Raw genomic sequence first — 17034 nt, 5'->3', positions numbered from 1 at the left:
ACGTACAAAAAACGATAAATTTATTTTAATATTCGAGTTTCTTCTACCTCATTTTTCTCCTCTGTACAAAAGAAAAAGAGTATGTTGTCACATGAAGATTTACAATCTACAAATGACAACATACTCCCCTATCAATTTTTTATCTTTCTTGACATTTTATTTATGCAAAAAAATTAAATATTTTATAATATTTTTGTTTCTCAACACATATTAACATAATATTATTATAAGTAACCACCATTCGAATGAATGACTTGCCCAGTAATCCACTTTGCTTCTTCACTTACTAAAAAAGAAATTAAACGTGCTGCATCCACCGGTTCTCCAACTCTACCTTGCGGGAATTTCCATACTAAATGATGCTGTAATTCCTCTGTAATCCATCCTGTATTCGTTGGTCCTGGATCAATAGCATTGACTGTAATCCCCTTCTCCATAGCAACTGGTGCAACAGACTTTGTAAATGCTTCTATCGCTCCCTTTGTTGCTACGTATGCCAATTCATCTGGCATTGGTCCCAATGATTGCCCAGAAGTAAGATTTATAATACTACCACTCGTTTTAAGTGAAAAATGTTTAATAAATAATGAACTTAATAACATAGTAGCACGGACATTGACCGTGTAATGTTTATCTAATTGCTCTACATCTAACTCTTCAATTTTCGTATGAGTAGAATACGCCGCATTATTAATAAGAATAGATGGCTCACCTAAACGTTCTGATACCATATACAATACACGATTAGGCGAATAAGACTGCGATAAGTTGATCTCTGCCATTTCACATCGAACACCGTAACTTTCAATCTCCTTTTTTAACAAAAAGGGTTCTTGACCATTCATTCCCCACGTCATCGCTTTATCATACCTTGGCCAGTACGTGAAAAAGACGTCTATCCCCTTTTGAGCAAGCACCTTGCATACAGCTGCACCAATTCCATTCAGACGAGTTGCCCCTGTTACAATTGCTATTGTCTTCACCTTTTCTCCTCCATCTATACGTAAAGTGAAACTATAATCAGCGGGGTTTTTGTTCATCCCCCGCTGATTATTAGTTGAACCAATCGGGCATTTACGGGCAGTTGATTCCACCTAACTTCTTTGCTTTCAGCCTAATTTTGAGTGAGAGGTCTTACTGCCCACAAATAGCGTGATAAATCCCCTGCACGAATACAGAGGATCTACCTTCTTAATTAATATTTGACAATATGCGTTCTGCACCTAGTTTTAAAATTTTAATAAAGATATAATTTACAATCGTAAACATTACAAATAAAACAATAAACATAACCCACAGTCCTACTTGAAGGAAGAAGTATAATACACTTACTCCCGCTACAATAACTAAAGCTATTAAAATATTAGCTAAAAAATTCCATAAAGTTGTATATCGACTTTTAAATAATTTCTGTTCGGTATCCCAATGTATGTCTGCAGTTTGTGCATCCCAGCGTGTACCTATCAAATTAATTAACAATAACCCGTTCGCACTTAGCAAGTACCAAAGTATCATAAAGACTGGTGAAACTCCCGCTACAACTGCCATCGTAATACCGAATACTGCTAGAATTGCTATATTAATTATCCAAGCTGTTAATGCTTTCGCAAAAAAGATATCGGACGCCTTTACTGGTAAGTATCGATTCACAAACCAAGAGCTTCCATCTCGTGAAAATGACGTTGTTGCAATAACGTTACTCCCCATTAAAAATAACGATGCACAAAGGCCAACACCAATTGCAAGACCTGCCGATTCTGGATTATTAATGTATCCTGTAATCCACTTTAAATTTCCATCTTGTACGAATAAAACAAAGAATAGCATAATCGGCATAACGAAAGTTTGTACAATGCAATTTAAGAAAAATTGCGGTGTACGGAATAACGTTTTAAATTCTTTTTTCACATATGCTTTTAAATGTGAACTTTGTACCGTTGATTTCTGTAAACCTTCCGACGTAATAGCTTGTTTCTTTGCTGTACTCGTTGAAAGTCCAATAACCCCTTTTAAATATGTACGCTCTGCAATGTAATAAAACACCACAAAAAATACAAATGAAATAAGTGCAAAGATTAATACATATAAAGGTCCCTTCCAACTTGCACTTTCTATTAATGCCACTGCTCCAAAATATGTAGTTGGAAAATAATTTGTCATTTGTACTAAAAGAGAGGATTGATTATTTACAAGGTATTCCGCAGCTGCGTCTCCAGAAAACGCACTTTTATTTCTCCACTGCATAAATACGTTAATTCCTACAATAAATAGTATACTTACGATTCCAATAAATATATTTCCTCGGTCTTTATTTTTCGCTATATTCGTATACCTCATAATAATTGTCATCAGTAACGAAGCTAATACTAACGGCACGATCGGGAAGAGTAAGTAAATAAAAATCATGTATATGTAATATGTAATAAATGCGCCACTTTTTAGACCGTACGTAATAAAGATTGGTAATAAAATGAATGAACTCATTACGTATTGTGTTATTAATACCGTTAAAAATTTCGCTGAAATAATTTGCGCTGGTTTTAATGGTAACGGCAGTAACATTTCAATATCATTGCTGTAGTAAAATACAGTTAAAATGTTCGTAATACTCATTAAAAATACCCAAATACTCGCAATCGCAAGTCCTATTGCGATAATAATTCCCGGTTCCTGTCCTATATGTTTCATACCTTCATACATTCCGTGTGTCATCGAACCAAATATTAAGAAGCCAACAAATAATATTGCTGCAAATGAAAATACATACGCCCAGCGTTTCTTCTTATCTGTTATGAAATCTGCATAATTTAATTTCAATAATACTTTCGTTAACGTCCAAATTTTACTCATTTCCCGTCATCTCCAAGAACATTTTTTCAAGTGATTCATTGGATTTAAAATGATCTCTCATTTCATTTAAATTCCCTTTAAACTGAAGATTCCCCCTGTTAATAATCGCAACGCGGTCACATAATTTTTCTGCCACTTCTAATACGTGTGTAGAGAAAAATACAATCTTCCCTTTATCCGCATGTTCTCTCATCATTTCTTTTAAAATATATGCAGATTTCGGATCAAGCCCTGTTAATGGTTCGTCTAAAATCCATACATCCGGCTCATGTATAAGCACACCAATAATAACGATTTTTTGTCTCATACCGTGTGAATAACTTTGAATTTGGTCAGATAATGCATTATAAAGATCAAATTTCTTCGCTAAAGACTCTATTCGCTCTTGCCTTAGTTCTTTCGGCACTTCATACATATCTGCCATAAAGTTTAAATATTCAATTCCTTTTAATCGTAAAAACATATCTGGGCTATCTGGCACATAACCAAACGTCTTTTTCGCTTCCATCGGCTCTTTCGTAATATCTTTGCCGTTAATCGTAATGGTCCCTTTGTCCACCCCATGAATACCAGTAATCATCTTAATTGTCGTTGATTTACCCGCACCATTCGGTCCTAAAAATCCAAAGATTTCTCCGCTAGGCACAGATAAACTTAAATCTTTTACTGCATAGGTAGACCCATTATAACTTTTTGACACATTCGTAATTTCAATCATTCCATCCAATCCTTTCCTTAATTACCAAATAACTATATTGATATTATAGCATAATTCTATTTTTAGATTTTTGTTTTTTTTCAGTTTTTTCAACCTTTAAAATAAATATAAACCCCTAATCCAACAATTAAAACGACAGCTAGTATAATATAAATCATTGTAAGCCGTTTAATATTCCCCTTTGTAGCTTTACTATAATTCGCATCACCATTTCGCCCAATTAATACCGTTGCAATTACAGTAATCACTACAAGTAATACAACGATCATTATCCAAGTTAACATTTCTTCCTCCCCCTCCTTACAATCATTTTACAATATTATCCTCTTTGTTTCGCAGTATATTTCCTCTTTTTACTATTATTATGAAAAGAGCTGGAAAACTATTATTACCATTCTTTTCTATATGTGATATATTTATAACATAATATGATTTATTTCTAACATTATAAGGAGGACCTATCATGAAAACAACTTGGATAAAATATTTAGGATTTCTCGGTTTCTTCGGATTTCTCGGATTTTTTTACGAAAAAGGACTGTTTACTATGTTCTGTTTCTTCTCCTTTTTCACAACGTATAGAACGGTTCAACACGATGAACTGTTTGAACAAATCGTCAATAAATCGTGCCGCAATGCATTTATCGTTACATTACTAACTACCGCTATCATTATGTTTGTTGAAATGTTATTTCCAAACCCTACACTACAAGAGATTGATATCGCTCTTATTTTCGGCACACTTATTCTTACGTTCGGTTTCTCTATGTTCTTTTACGATAAACCAGTTGATGAAATGGAAGATGCGCCATGGCGTTCGTAACGAAGATAAAAGAATACCGCGCCAAATTGAATTTGACACAAGAAGATTTAGCGAAAAGTGTTGGTGTACGCCGTGAAACAATTAGCCATCTCGAAAAAGGAAAATATAATCCTTCCTTGCAGCTTGCCCATGATATCGCGAAAGCACTACATAGTTCTATTGATGAGATCTTTATTTTTGAAGATTAATGTAAAAAAGCCCTTATAAAATAAAGGGCTTTTTGTGTCATAACATGTCGTTAAATCGGTATCTTTTGTTGAAACGTCGATATATTCGAAGTTATGTTCGATATATTTCATTTTGCGTCGATATAATTTCATTTAGATTAGGAACAGACTACACTTTTTTCCGCAATATCTACAATTCCTAAAATTTGCAGCAAACTCTCCACTTCATAGGTCGGCTTAACACTTGTCTTGTTTTCTTTCAGACTCGGATTATACCAACAAGTATCAATACCGTAATCTTCTCCGCCTTTCATATCAGAAGTTAGCGAATCTCCAACCATTAGTACACTGGATTTATCAGTAATCCCAAGTTTTTCAAATGCATAGTCGAAAATCTCACGGGCTGGCTTTTGATGGCCAACCTCTTCTGAAATAATAATATGATCAAAGAAGTTACATAAAGGCGAATTTCCAATTCTAGATTGTTGCACTTTTGTATATCCATTCGTAATAATACCTAACTTGCAATCTTGAAGGTTCTCACATAATTGCACTGCACCTTCTATAAGGTGTACTTCTTTCCCTAAATTTTCAAGGTATATATCACTAAATTGCTGCGCATCTACTTCTATATTATGAAGTACAAATAATTGTCTAAATCGGTCTACCGCTAATTCACTTAGCGTAATCATTTTATTTTCTAAATCTCTCCATAATCCATTACTAATCTCTTTATAACTTGCAAGATAATCATTATACCCTGTAGGCATGCCAAACTGTACAAAGGTATTATGTAATGCGTTTCTTTCCGTTTTAGGAAAATCTAATAATGTATCGTCTACATCGAATAATATAACTTTGTATTTCATGGTGTTCTCCTCAATTCCTAATTTAAAAACTTCATTCTCATAGCTTAATTATAAGCTTATATATATTTCATTATAAAGTGCTTTGACTCGCTCTTTATAGAATACACCTTTATCTTCTATTTTCAAATGTGCTATAAATAAGTTTGCAAGCATGACCGCTGTATCTAACCTATAAAATAAACTAACAATATGCGGGGTAGCGTTAAAGATACCATCATTCTTATATCCCTCTTTAAATTCTTCCCAATTAACCTCATTCGTTTCAGCTATTCTCATAAGCTCCAATAATGGATGACCAATTAGAGCGTTATCCCAATCAACTATCGCTTTAACTTCTCCATTATATCCAATTAAGTTTGCTGGTCGAATGTCCATATGCAATAAACTCTTTACATGATTAGCTGTACTAAGAATATGTTCAATTGTTTTTGTATCTGGAAGTTTAATTCCACAATCCGTAATTGTATTAAAACCTTCTACTCTTTTCACAATTCGTTCCGCTATATACTTACTAATTGGCTCTCTAATGTTCTGCTCGTATTGTAAACCATCGATTGGTATACTATGAAGCTCACTAACTAACTTCCCTATTTCACATGCAGAAATTGGCATATGATCAGTAGATACATAATCCGATATTAAAAAATCAAGTTCGGCAGAAAGATACAATCCATGTATCTTTGGCACTGGAATACCTTTTGAATAACAAAACTTAGAAAGCTCTGTTTCCTTTTGCAATGAAATCCGACTATTAAATAAATCTTCATTTATATTTTCCACTTCACGTTCCCACGGCACTCGAAATGCTAAAGCCCCTTTTTCTGAATCTCCGCGAAAAACAATATTTTGCACACCCGTTCCAATCACCTTTAAATCCTGAACAGCTAATTCCCTGTATTCTTGACTTAATATTATTGTTAGCTTTCCCCTTAACTCTTCTGCTTTTAAGCGTGTATGAATCATTTCATCCCCCGATTCGTAAGTCCTTTTCACCATTTTCTCCTCGGTGCACAACATCCTCATAAACAAAATTATAGCAACAATAAGAAAAGGAGGCTAATCCCATCAGCCTCCCTCCTCATTATTTATCTTCTAGCAATAATTCTTTCATTTCCTCTAACGATTCCTTCGTAAAGCCAAGAGCTTTTTCAGCGTATGCTTCAACTGATCCGTATTGCTTTTTAATTTCATCAATCGCAGCTTGTAAATATTCAGCACGAGCTTCAAACATCGCACCTAATATTGCTCTACTTTCATCGTTTTGTAATTTTGCACCTAAAAATGCCATCATTTTTTCATTTAACTTTTCACGGAAACCGTTACTTAGTAAGTAGTCTTTCATTACTGTTTCTTCTGATACACCTAATAGAAGTAATAATAATGCAGAACCAAATCCAGTACGATCTTTTCCAGCTGTACAGTGGTTTACTAACGGTAAGTTTTCTGGATTTCGAGCGAGTTTTAAGAAGCTCACAAACGCCTCATTACCACTTACAAAATCTTGATTCATTTTCACAAGGTATTCGCCTGGTTTGCCTAATACTGATAAATCACCAACTTGGAAAAACTCATTTATATTTAAATCTTTCGCTAAGTCTTGCATAACTGGTAAGCATATTTGACGAGCACCTGTAATACCTGGATTTGGCTTATGTTTCACTTCAAAATCTGTACGGTAATCACAAATTAATTTTAAGCCAGACTTCTGTAAATACTCGATATCCCACTCAGTTAATCCTGCTAATTCTTCAGAACGATACAACTTACCCCATTTTACTTTACGGCCTTCAGTCGTTTCATATCCTCCCATATCACGGAAGTTAAACGCACCTTGTAATGGTAATCTACGCTCAGCTACTGTCACTGCTTGTCCATTACTTCCTACTAACCTAAAATATGGACGCTCATTTTCACTCGGGTTTTCAATTGTACATGCTGAATCCCCACTTACTGTTACAAGTAATTCTCCAGTTTCTTCAATATGATCTGGTGAAGTACTCCAATAAATACGAACTTCTTCTATATTATTTTCCCACTTTATTTGTAACGTATTATCTTCATTTCTTTCTACAGTTGCTTGTAGCCAATTTCTTTGCTGCTCCATTCTTTCACCAACGCTTTCTCTTATAATCGAATCTTACTCTATTGTATTATAGGAATATCTACTTTGTCGTTCTCATTTTTCTTTTTATCTTACAAACAGGCAAAAAGTTCTTTTACTTGTTCAAAATTTGTACACGGATTCCCTCGAAATACATATGCGATTTGCTCATCATCTAAATCTTCATATACAACTGTTCCCCGATCTGGGTGCGAATAAAACTCTAACCCGTTTATCATCTGTTTAACGCTATAATTCGTTGTCCATGAAGAAACAGGATAGTACGCTTTGTTTTTATGCCTACAAACCCAAAGTGCATATAGTTTACTATCTTCATCCCAGTATACATACTGCGTTTCGTCATTTCCTAATCCGATCGATTCGAGCTTCCAACTTAACTTTTCATGAATTGGCAATTTCGAATAGATTACGTCATCTGGAGCATTCCAATCACGACATCTTCCTATCTCACCCATTTCACCTCTCTTCGCTTGAAAGCTTAATAAGTGAAATGGTGTATGTAATATCGTTTTCGCAAACTCCATATTTACCGGCTGTAACCCAAATAGAAATCTTTCCATTTCATCTTGGTTTACATTTCCACGATCAATAGAAATTTCAATTTGCGTTTTCCATTTAGATGTAACGTAACTTTCTTTTCCCTTATAATTTACACCTTTCCAATACACAAACCCTTTATATTGAAAACAAGCTCCTTTTGCTTGAGAAATACAACTATCTGGAAATACCGGCTCCATTATATCGAGGAAAAACTCTTTTACCCGAAACATACTAGTTGGCGTAACAACTTGAAACCAAAATGTTTCCCACTTTTCACCCTCATAACGCTCTGAAAATTTTTCGATGTTCCAACCTTCTAACAAGATCTCTGGATACAGTAAAACAAAAGAATGAAATTGTTTTTCCGGCATATATAACCCTCCCGCTAAATGAGTTCGAGAGAGTAAGCCATCCATCCTTCTAAAATCTTCTCACATATCGCTCAGTAGAGCTCAGTTGCTGACATCCGTTCTTTTCAAAGACATCCTTCATCCACTCGTTTTGTACATTTGTCTCACCAATATAATAAGATGCGCCTATTTCCTTTAAGACAAACATTGCCCCTGTAAAGAATGCTGCTTCATACCCTTTATTTCGCATATTTGGAGCGACTGCGAAATACATAAGTTTTCCTTCTTCTAACGTACCTCTTTCAATATGCGGGATTACAATTCCTATTGGCTCTTCATCGATACTCGCTGTTAAACAATGTTCTTTCCATTGCCCACCAATTTCTTGTAGCATCATATTTACAAATTGATCATAAGTGACTTGTTCTTCCGTCATTTCGTTCCAAAGAGAATAAAAAGTATCTTCTCCTACTTCTTCAATAAGCTTAAAATCAATTTCACTTTCTACAGCTTCTACTTCATATATATCCTTAAATACGATCATGTTTTCAGTAATATATTCAAATGAATACGTTTCGAAACATTTTTTATACACATCATAATTTGGGCTTTTTGAAGAGATTTCAAAATATAGTTTTTCTAATCCATCTTTTTCAGCTTCAGCAACGCAATATTGCATCATCTCTTCTAATTGCTCTTCTGTAAAAATCTCTGCATTATTTTCTTTTATCATGACAGAAGAAGCATTTCTTCTTATTTTAAAATGTTTTTCTAACTGTTCTATAGTCATCATATACTTCCCTCATCTATGTCATACCCGAATTTCTACTTGTTCTCCTTGCATGAGCAGGATTGTCCTTGAATATATAGAATACTAGAAAACATCGCATCTTTAAAGTGCGGAGGAGGTTCTCCATTGGATATTACAGCGCTGCAACAACAGTTAGAGCTTATACAACAAAATGACTATACGCAACTGCAACATATAGATATTAATGAGTTAACGTTGAACATGCTTCAGTATGTCGGAACGACTGATAGTTACGTTCGTTACCAACTTATCTATAAATGTTTTGCCCATTTTATTCATCACGAATTTCTTATGGATGATCAACTGAAATTACTTTTACAAACTTGTTTAAGTGATGAGTATTTATATTGTGACATTCACTCCCCACATACAGATGGGGTTTTCACACGTTCATACACTGTTTCGTTAATTGCGTTAATACTCCAATTCGCTAACTCGCACTACTTTTTTACAGAGGAGGATATCGAAGAAATAAAAAACAAACTCATTACATACACAAACTTAGAAATGGATTTTCGAGGCTATATTGAAAATAAAGGATGGGCTCATTGTCTTGCACACGTATCTGATGCCTTCACTGAAATTGTTCACAATTCCTATACGACCTTTGAGTCGTACGAAGAATTAATTCATTGTTTATTAAATAAAATGTTCATTCCATCGGATCTATTTCATAATAACGAAGATGAACGCATTGTTACGCCGTTACTATCGATGCTATATCATGACTTTCCGCAAGATGAGTTAATTTCAATTATTTATAAAAAAATAAAAAGGCTTCCTCAAATTAGAAAACGCCTTTCCCTTAATGAGTATTGTATTTTATGCGCAAACATTAAACTCTTTTTACGCACATTATTTTTTAGAACAAAAGATGATCATAACTTAGCATTTACAGCACGTAAAACAGAAAAAATGTTAAAAGAACTGCCTAATTATTATTAAATATAAGGAGAAGAAATATGGGCTATATTGAAGACATGAGAAATCTAGTAGGAAATCATCCACTTATTTTGATAGGCTCACACGCCATTATATTAAATGAAAAAGATGAAGTATTACTGCAGCTTCGGACAGATTTTAACCGCTGGGGTATTATTGGCGGGGCCTTAGAATATAACGAAACACTCGAAGACGCTTTAAAGCGAGAAGTATTTGAAGAAACTGGGCTTATCATTAAAAATCCAGAACTATTCCGTACATACTCAGGACCAGATTACTTTCAAATCTATCCAAACGGCGATCAAGTACACGGTGTACTCGTTGTTTATATTTGCCGTGAATTTCACGGTGAGCTTATATGTGATCAAACTGAGTCAAAAGAATTACGTTTCTTTCCGCTTGATGAGTTACCTAGTACCCTTCATCCAGTCATTGAGGGGATTCTTCACGATTTTCATCCCTCTAATTAAAAATGGAAATAAAACAACCTCATTTCCCGTCATTACAACGTGAAATGAGGTTGTTTTCGTTCACCGTAAATCCCTATTTCCCCAAAATGATATTAACGTTCTCTTTCTACAACTTTATATCCCTTTACAAAAAGTATAGTTATATAAGAAACAATAAATGCAAAAATAGTATACATGCCAACCCAAAAGAAAAATGATGGATCATACAATGCAACATTTAAAATAAGAAAAACAAGAAATGTTACCATTGGCATCACGTAAAATGTACCCATTTTATATGTCCCAGCTATTGATATAATACAAATAAACAATGAATATATACAAAAAATAAAAATTGACTCACTCACTGTTATGTCCCCCTTTCTAAAGAAATAATAGATTTCTCGCAAACATTTTGGGGAACAACAAGTTTTATACTTTTATCAATTATTACTACATAACTAGATTGTTATCTCAATCTGATTTCCTTCAGGGTCACTTACTACACTTTCGTAGTAACCATCTCCTGTAGTACGCGGGCCATTTAACACAGGATAGCCTGCTTCTCTTAACATATCCGTTAATTGATTCACTTTTTCTTTACTACCTACAGAAAAAGCAATATGAGCATATCCTATTGTTTGTGTTTGTAATGCATCATCTATCCCTACCTGTCTCATAAGTTCTAGACGCGCCCCACCTTCAAAAGTTATGAAATAAGATTCAAACTGCTTTTTCGGATTGTGATATATGCTATTTTCCTTACCATTGAAGTACTGTTTATAGAAATCACGCATACCTTCTAAATCATTTACCCAAATTGCTACATGTTCAATTTTCATAATCGACACCTTTTCTTTTATGTTATTCAACTGGCAATTGGATGCTTATTTGCCAGTACATTTAATTTTCTTTCTTTGTTTTCGTAATCATAAGATCAAGTCCAAGGCTTTTTAATCCATATAAATAATCTTCTTTCCAAACACTCACTGTTATTTGAGGAATATGCTCGGCCGGAATGTACTGCGGACAAGTTTTTACAATTTGATCTATTACAAATTGGTTCACTTCATCATCACAGAAGATAAAGGCATGAGGGTTAATAATAGCTATACATGTAGCTATTAAACGAGTAATAGCATCTATATTATATTCCTCTGGATTATTTGCATCGTTTACTTCGTCTCCACTTCTTAAAGCTTGTAGGAAATTTTTATTATCATACTGCGGAACGAAAGATATCTCTCCTGAGAAAAAGGTGCTTCCTCGTACTACATCTCCATTTATCATAATCCCCGCACCTGGGCCATTTTGACCTGAATACAAATATACAAGAGAGGAATTGTCATGATTTCCAGTGTTTTTATAATAACCAAGCACTGCGGCATTCATATCGTTTTCTATTACTACTGGTATAGAAAACAGATCCTCCAAATGACTTTTCAAATTAAAATTTTGAAACTTTTCATATCCAGGAATGTAGAAAATACGTCCATTATCGACCGCACCAGGAACACCAATTGATATAGAGCTTATTTTCGGAAATGTAGTTATAAGACTTTCTATATGTTCTGTTAATAAATGTAAGCCCGTATCCATTAATACACTTGAAGTACTTCCTTGTTCTTTTACTTCCCCTAAACAGTTAAAAATGGTATAATTCGTTTCATTTTTCTCTAAAAATATCGCTAATCCTAACATATATTCCGGATTATACGCATATCGTTTCGCTCTTCTTCCGCCACTTGAATCATCTAAACCAACTAAAGTGACTTCACCGTCTTGTTTCATATTTTCTATAAATTTACTTATCGTTGGAAAACTAATTTCTAATGTATTACTAAGTTCAACTTTCGTTGCACTACCTTGCTCTAGAAGAGCTGTACGAATGCCGCGAAGGATCGTCTCTTTAATCGATTTTTGAGTAACAAATTGCTCACTCAAATCGCTCACCACCTTAATCAACATACTTATTAAACACTTTTAATAAGTTGCGTTGACAATATATCATACATCATTTTCTAAAGCAATAGAGATGATATATTTCCGCTGGCATGCACTCCTTATTTAACTCGATTTATTCTCTCTCGTAACAGACGATACAATTCCAGACAAGACAACAAATAATAAAACAGCTAGCAAGGCATTGCGTATTCCGAATGCTTCCCCCAGTATACCTAAAAATGGTGGTCCGGCTAAAAAGGCTGTAAAACCGATGATAGAAACTGCAGCAACATTAGAAGTCGCATTTTCACCACCATCTCCAGCAGCTGAAAGACCAATCGGGAAACCTAGCGCGGCACCAATCCCCCACAGTACTACACCAAGTGCTAGAAAATATAAATTACTCCCAAATATGACGATTGACATTCCTATAATCGCCATTATAATAGTAGCACGTACGACAGTGACACGACCGAATCGATCAAGGAAATAACTACTACACATACGAGCTAACGTCATTGCCAATACAAAAATTGTGTACATAATAGAGCCTGTCACTACACTTTGCTGATGTCCGTCTACCATCACGATAGGTAGCCAATCATTTGCACTTCCTTCTGCAAATGCCATTCCAAGTACAAAAAGACCAATTAAAAGCACCTTTTTTTCCATACGTAAAGAAGTACGCTTCGCTCGCTTATTGTTCCGCGCTTTCTCCTTCTTTCCTGTTCCATGCGGAAGAAAACGATACAACATACATACAAGTAATACAAATACGATCGAAATTGCAAGAAACTGATACAGAATTGGGATGTGAAGCGAAGCCGCGACAGAACCACTAAGCGCGCCTACTAAAGTTCCTATGCTAAAAAAACCGTGAAATTTCGGTAGAAGTGTTGTTCCTAATTTCCGCTCAACGGAAGAACCTTCTACATTTAATGCGACTTCTGCTAATCCATATCCTACCCCAAATACTAGTAAGCTACCAAAAGCCCCCATACTAGAAACAAAATAAATATTAATACCTAAACAAAGCAATCCAACAATCATAAAAAACATACTGCCTATAATAACGTCTCTAGCTCCCTTACAGTCAATGAAGCGACTTGCACTCAGTAAACCAATTATTGAACCGACTGATAGTCCGAACAAAATCCAGCCCATTTCTGCATTTGACACTCCTAAAATATCTCGCACCGCTGCTGTTCTTGAAATCCATGTAGCAAACGCGACACCTGGCAAAGCAAATAAGAGAAAAAGAACGTTTCGGGAGGCAAGTAATGTCTTTGTATGATTGTCCGCACTATATTTCTCCATATGAAACACCTTTCAAATTGTCTATACGATAATTTACACACTAATGAAAACGCCTTTTATTCTTCTATCGTTTTAATAACTTTAGCTGGATTACCACCAACTACTACATTATTAGGTACATCTTTTGTCACAACTGCTCCTGAAGCAATTACAACATTGTCTCCAATTGAAATACCAGGGTTAATAATGGCTCCCCCGCCAACCCAAACATTGTTACCAATCTTTACAGGCTTCCCATATTCTTTTCCAGAGTTCCGCTCTACCGGATGCAACGGATGCGTAGCAGTATAAATGTGAACACCAGGTGCAAACATACAATTATCACCGATTCGTACTTCACAAACATCCAAAATCACACAATTAAAATTTGCGAAAAAGTTCTTTCCAACATGGATATTGTAGCCGTAATCACAACGAAAATCAGGATTAATGTGGGTTTTTCCGTCAGCTGAAGAACCTAAAAGCTGATTTAATAAAGTAAAACGTTGTTCATCTCCTGTCTCCATAGCCTCGTTATAAAGACGTGTCAAACGTTTTGTCTCCACCCTATCAGCCACTAATTCTTCGTCATCCGCAATATACATTTCTCCCGCCAACATCTTTTCTTTTTCCGTTTTCATAGAATCATCTCCTTCGTTATAGAATGAATTACACTTATTAAACAACTTTAATAAGTGCCTTTAATTATACTTATTAAACACGTTTAATAAGTATAATTATATTAGCATACTTTTTAATATATGCAACTAATAAGTTTCGAAAGAAAATATAAAACCCCTTACTTTTACGTAACAATATGACGAATAAATCATTAAAATTTATATAGAAAAAAACAAGGGAACGCTCAGCGTCCCCTCTCAAATCCAATCCGTTTTTTAATTTCCACCAAATTCACCTTCGCAATAGCCCGCGCCCTCTCAGCACCTTTTTCTAATGCTTCATATAGTAAATGGGGTTCATTCATATACGTTGCGTATTTTTCCCGAGGTCCAGCTAACTCACGATTTACAACGCGAAATAACTCTTTTTTCACATCTCCCCATCCGATTCCGGTCTCATACTTTTCACGCATTGATTGAATTTCATCTTCTGTCGCAAATTCTTTATAGATTGTAAATAACGTTTCTAGTTCTTTCGGTTCATTTGGAAGTGAAGAATCTGTTTTTATTTTAAATATTAACTTTCGTAGTTTTTCTTGCTCTGCAAATAATGGGATAACATTTCCGTAACTTTTACTCATCTTTCTTCCATCAAGTCCCGGTAAAATTGCCCCTTCTTCTTGCACTACATACTCAGGAAGCGTAAATGTCGTGCCGAATGTATGATTAAAATACGTCGCAATATCACGAGCGATTTCAATATGCTGGATTTGATCTTTTCCTACCGGTACATGAGTCGCTTGAAATAATAAAATATCAGCTGCCATTAAAATCGGGTATGTATATAATCCCATATTCACTCCTGCATCGATTTCTAATCCTGCTTCTTTATTTTGCTCCACCTTCGCTTTATACGCATGAGCACGGTTCATAAGCCCTTTCGGAGTTAAGCAAGCTAATATCCAAGCTAACTCTAGAATCTCCGGCACTTCTGTTTGTCGATAAAAAATAACATCTTCTCCAAGTCCGAGTGATAACCAAGTAGCAGCTACCTCTTTCGTATAACTACTAAACTTCTCTGGATCATGCACAGCATTTAACGCATGATAGTCAGCTATAAAATACAATGCTTTTCCTTCATTATTCTTTGACATTTGCAATGCAGGTTTAATCGCGCCAATATAGTTCCCTAAATGTGGATAACCCGTCGGCTTAATTCCTGTTAACATAATTTTTCCACTCATCCTAACTCCTCCTTTCTCAAAAAAAAAACAAAAAGAGCCCCTCATCCTTAAAAAGGACGAGAGACTCCCGCGGTACCACCTTTATTAGCTATCATTAGCTCACTTCATACTTCGATAACGTGAAGTAACCGTCTTTACTTACTCATTTCAGCTAGAAGCTCCAGAGCCCATTCCATATTCATCCCTTACTGATTCCCACCACATATCAGCTCTCTGAAAAGTTTTGAATATGTACTCTTCTCTTTCATTGCTTTTTCTTTATTTTTTACATTTTATCACATTGTCCCTTCTCATAAAACTGAATTTTCCAGTTTTTTATATTTGGAATTTTAGCAATAACCATTACCAATTTATTCCACACCATCTATAATCAATATATACAGAATTTCTTTACAATACAAAAACGGGGGTACTCTCATTTCTCTTGAAGTTGATGTGAATTTTCGCATGGACGATATAATATTTAATTACAAACTAAAGGAAAGTAATCTACCTATTGTTGAACTAAAAGCCTACGTATGAGACTAATTTGTTTACTATAAACTTAACAAGAGTAATAGATTTCTCCTCCCCAAAAGTCCTTATCGCTACCAAAACTGGAGATAAAAGAATCTTCTCGAAATGATAATACTATATCTTTTGTTTAAAAGGATTGATGATAACAAACTCTAACATGAACAGATTGCCCAGTTTATCAATTCATTGTATAAATTATTAAATTCTTATTCGAAGATTGAAAGTCCTTTTATCTATATCCTATACATATGAAGTTCACATAACCCCACTTATCAGTAGTTAGTCTGCCTAATTTCAAATGAGAATAAGCTCCTTTATTTTCTTTAAGCATAGCATGTAAAAGAGTATGAAATATTTATAAAAAGTAGGTGGAAACATGACATTAGATTCTTACCGTATTATAGGTTTTCCTGGAATGGGTATGGGTGGCTTCCCTGGAACAGGTATGGGCGGTTTTCCTGGAATGGGTATGGGTGGTTTCCCTGGAACAGGTATGGGCGGTTTCCCTGGAATGGGTATGGGTGGTTTCCCTGGAACAGGTATGGGTGGTTTCCCTGGAATGGGTATGGGCGGTTTCCCTGGAACAGGTATGGGCGGTTTCCCTGGAACAGGTATGGGTGGTTTCCCTGGAATGGGTATGGGCGGTTTCCCTGGAACAGGTATGGGTGGTTTCCCTGGAATGGGTATGGGCGGTTTCCCTGGAACAGGTATGGGTGGTTTCCCTGGAACAGGTATGGGCGGTTTCCCTGGAACAGGTATGGGTGGTTTCCCTG

General features: G+C 35.2%; 20 protein-coding genes and 1 other annotated feature. Of the genes, 5 read left to right on the top strand and 15 right to left on the bottom strand.

What is annotated here, in order from left to right:
- Window positions 1-224: 224 nt before the first annotated feature.
- The 4 genes from CDB3_RS08035 to CDB3_RS08020 all read right to left on the bottom strand — a co-directional run bounded on the left by CDB3_RS08035 (window position 225) and on the right by CDB3_RS08020 (window position 3852).
- A complete protein-coding gene (locus CDB3_RS08035) occupies window positions 225-983 on the bottom strand; it encodes an SDR family oxidoreductase (RefSeq protein ID WP_128854043.1) in 759 nt (252 codons plus the stop codon).
- Between the two features lie 208 nt (window positions 984-1191).
- Window positions 1192-2850 carry a putative ABC transporter permease subunit gene (locus tag CDB3_RS08030; RefSeq protein ID WP_128854042.1) on the bottom strand — a complete coding sequence of 553 codons (1659 nt, stop codon included), beginning with the start codon at window positions 2848-2850 and terminating at the stop codon, window positions 1192-1194.
- Complete coding sequence (locus CDB3_RS08025) at window positions 2843-3568, bottom strand: ABC transporter ATP-binding protein (protein ID WP_128854041.1); 726 nt, start codon at window positions 3566-3568, stop codon at window positions 2843-2845. Before CDB3_RS08025 ends, CDB3_RS08030 begins: the two co-directional genes overlap by 8 nt.
- An 89-nt stretch (window positions 3569-3657) precedes the next feature.
- A complete protein-coding gene (locus CDB3_RS08020; protein WP_000958861.1) occupies window positions 3658-3852 on the bottom strand; it encodes a hypothetical protein in 195 nt (64 codons plus the stop codon).
- Window positions 3853-4031: 179 nt separating this feature from the next.
- Here CDB3_RS08020 and CDB3_RS08015 point away from each other — a divergent pair, with 179 nt between their 5' ends.
- On the top strand, window positions 4032-4391 hold the full coding sequence (locus tag CDB3_RS08015; protein ID WP_128854040.1) for a DUF3796 domain-containing protein: 360 nt from the start codon (window positions 4032-4034) through the stop codon (window positions 4389-4391).
- Window positions 4379-4579: a helix-turn-helix transcriptional regulator gene (locus tag CDB3_RS08010; RefSeq protein WP_097833193.1), complete on the top strand. Its 201-nt coding sequence runs from the start codon at window positions 4379-4381 to the stop codon at window positions 4577-4579. Before CDB3_RS08015 ends, CDB3_RS08010 begins: the two co-directional genes overlap by 13 nt.
- A 137-nt stretch (window positions 4580-4716) precedes the next feature.
- Here CDB3_RS08010 and CDB3_RS08005 read toward each other — a convergent pair whose 3' ends face one another.
- The 5 genes from CDB3_RS08005 to CDB3_RS07985 form a co-directional block, all read right to left on the bottom strand.
- Window positions 4717-5427: a YjjG family noncanonical pyrimidine nucleotidase gene (locus CDB3_RS08005; protein WP_128854039.1), complete on the bottom strand. Its 711-nt coding sequence runs from the start codon at window positions 5425-5427 to the stop codon at window positions 4717-4719.
- A gap of 48 nt (window positions 5428-5475) precedes the next feature.
- Window positions 5476-6420, bottom strand: coding sequence for a phosphotransferase family protein (locus tag CDB3_RS08000; protein ID WP_128854070.1), 945 nt, complete (start codon window positions 6418-6420; stop codon window positions 5476-5478).
- Window positions 6421-6508: 88 nt separating this feature from the next.
- Window positions 6509-7531 (bottom strand): tyrosine-protein phosphatase, encoded by a 1023-nt coding sequence (locus CDB3_RS07995; protein ID WP_128854038.1) that lies wholly within the window; start codon window positions 7529-7531, stop codon window positions 6509-6511.
- Window positions 7532-7620: 89 nt separating this feature from the next.
- A complete protein-coding gene (locus CDB3_RS07990; RefSeq protein ID WP_372708529.1) occupies window positions 7621-8505 on the bottom strand; it encodes a hypothetical protein in 885 nt (294 codons plus the stop codon).
- Between the two features lie 4 nt (window positions 8506-8509).
- Complete coding sequence (locus CDB3_RS07985; protein ID WP_128854036.1) at window positions 8510-9232, bottom strand: GNAT family N-acetyltransferase; 723 nt, start codon at window positions 9230-9232, stop codon at window positions 8510-8512.
- 123 nt (window positions 9233-9355) lie between these two features.
- Here CDB3_RS07985 and CDB3_RS07980 point away from each other — a divergent pair, with 123 nt between their 5' ends.
- Window positions 9356-10195: a DUF2785 domain-containing protein gene (locus tag CDB3_RS07980; protein WP_128854035.1), complete on the top strand. Its 840-nt coding sequence runs from the start codon at window positions 9356-9358 to the stop codon at window positions 10193-10195.
- A gap of 17 nt (window positions 10196-10212) precedes the next feature.
- Window positions 10213-10662, top strand: a complete 450-nt coding sequence (locus tag CDB3_RS07975) for an NUDIX hydrolase (protein WP_128854034.1) — start codon at window positions 10213-10215, stop codon at window positions 10660-10662.
- Between the two features lie 92 nt (window positions 10663-10754).
- Here the strand turns inward: CDB3_RS07975 and CDB3_RS07970 are convergent, their stop codons facing one another.
- The 6 genes from CDB3_RS07970 to CDB3_RS07945 all read right to left on the bottom strand — a co-directional run bounded on the left by CDB3_RS07970 (window position 10755) and on the right by CDB3_RS07945 (window position 15790).
- Entirely contained in the window at window positions 10755-11009 is a 255-nt protein-coding gene (locus tag CDB3_RS07970) for a YbeF family protein (RefSeq protein WP_128854033.1), read from the bottom strand.
- A gap of 93 nt (window positions 11010-11102) precedes the next feature.
- Window positions 11103-11483 (bottom strand): VOC family protein, encoded by a 381-nt coding sequence (locus CDB3_RS07965; protein ID WP_128854032.1) that lies wholly within the window; start codon window positions 11481-11483, stop codon window positions 11103-11105.
- Between the two features lie 61 nt (window positions 11484-11544).
- Window positions 11545-12585, bottom strand: coding sequence for an ROK family transcriptional regulator (locus tag CDB3_RS07960; RefSeq protein ID WP_128854031.1), 1041 nt, complete (start codon window positions 12583-12585; stop codon window positions 11545-11547).
- Window positions 12586-12708: 123 nt separating this feature from the next.
- Window positions 12709-13902, bottom strand: coding sequence for an MFS transporter (locus tag CDB3_RS07955; protein ID WP_128854030.1), 1194 nt, complete (start codon window positions 13900-13902; stop codon window positions 12709-12711).
- A 56-nt stretch (window positions 13903-13958) separates the two neighbouring features.
- Window positions 13959-14522 (bottom strand): maltose O-acetyltransferase, encoded by a 564-nt coding sequence (locus CDB3_RS07950; protein ID WP_128854029.1) that lies wholly within the window; start codon window positions 14520-14522, stop codon window positions 13959-13961.
- Between the two features lie 224 nt (window positions 14523-14746).
- Entirely contained in the window at window positions 14747-15790 is a 1044-nt protein-coding gene (locus CDB3_RS07945) for a tryptophan--tRNA ligase (protein ID WP_128854028.1), read from the bottom strand.
- A gap of 4 nt (window positions 15791-15794) precedes the next feature.
- Window positions 15795-16002: a binding site (T-box leader), on the bottom strand.
- A 635-nt stretch (window positions 16003-16637) separates the two neighbouring features.
- Here CDB3_RS07945 and CDB3_RS07935 point away from each other — a divergent pair.
- Window positions 16638-17034, top strand: a 397-nt coding sequence (locus CDB3_RS07935; protein WP_128854027.1) for a hypothetical protein, incomplete at its 3' end; no start/stop codon positions are given.

Origin of the sequence: Bacillus sp. CDB3 (genome assembly GCF_002081505.1) — a bacterium.
Lineage (GTDB): Bacteria > Bacillota > Bacilli > Bacillales > Bacillaceae_G > Bacillus_A > Bacillus_A cereus_AT.
This window is presented reverse-complemented; position numbering and strand designations above follow the sequence as displayed.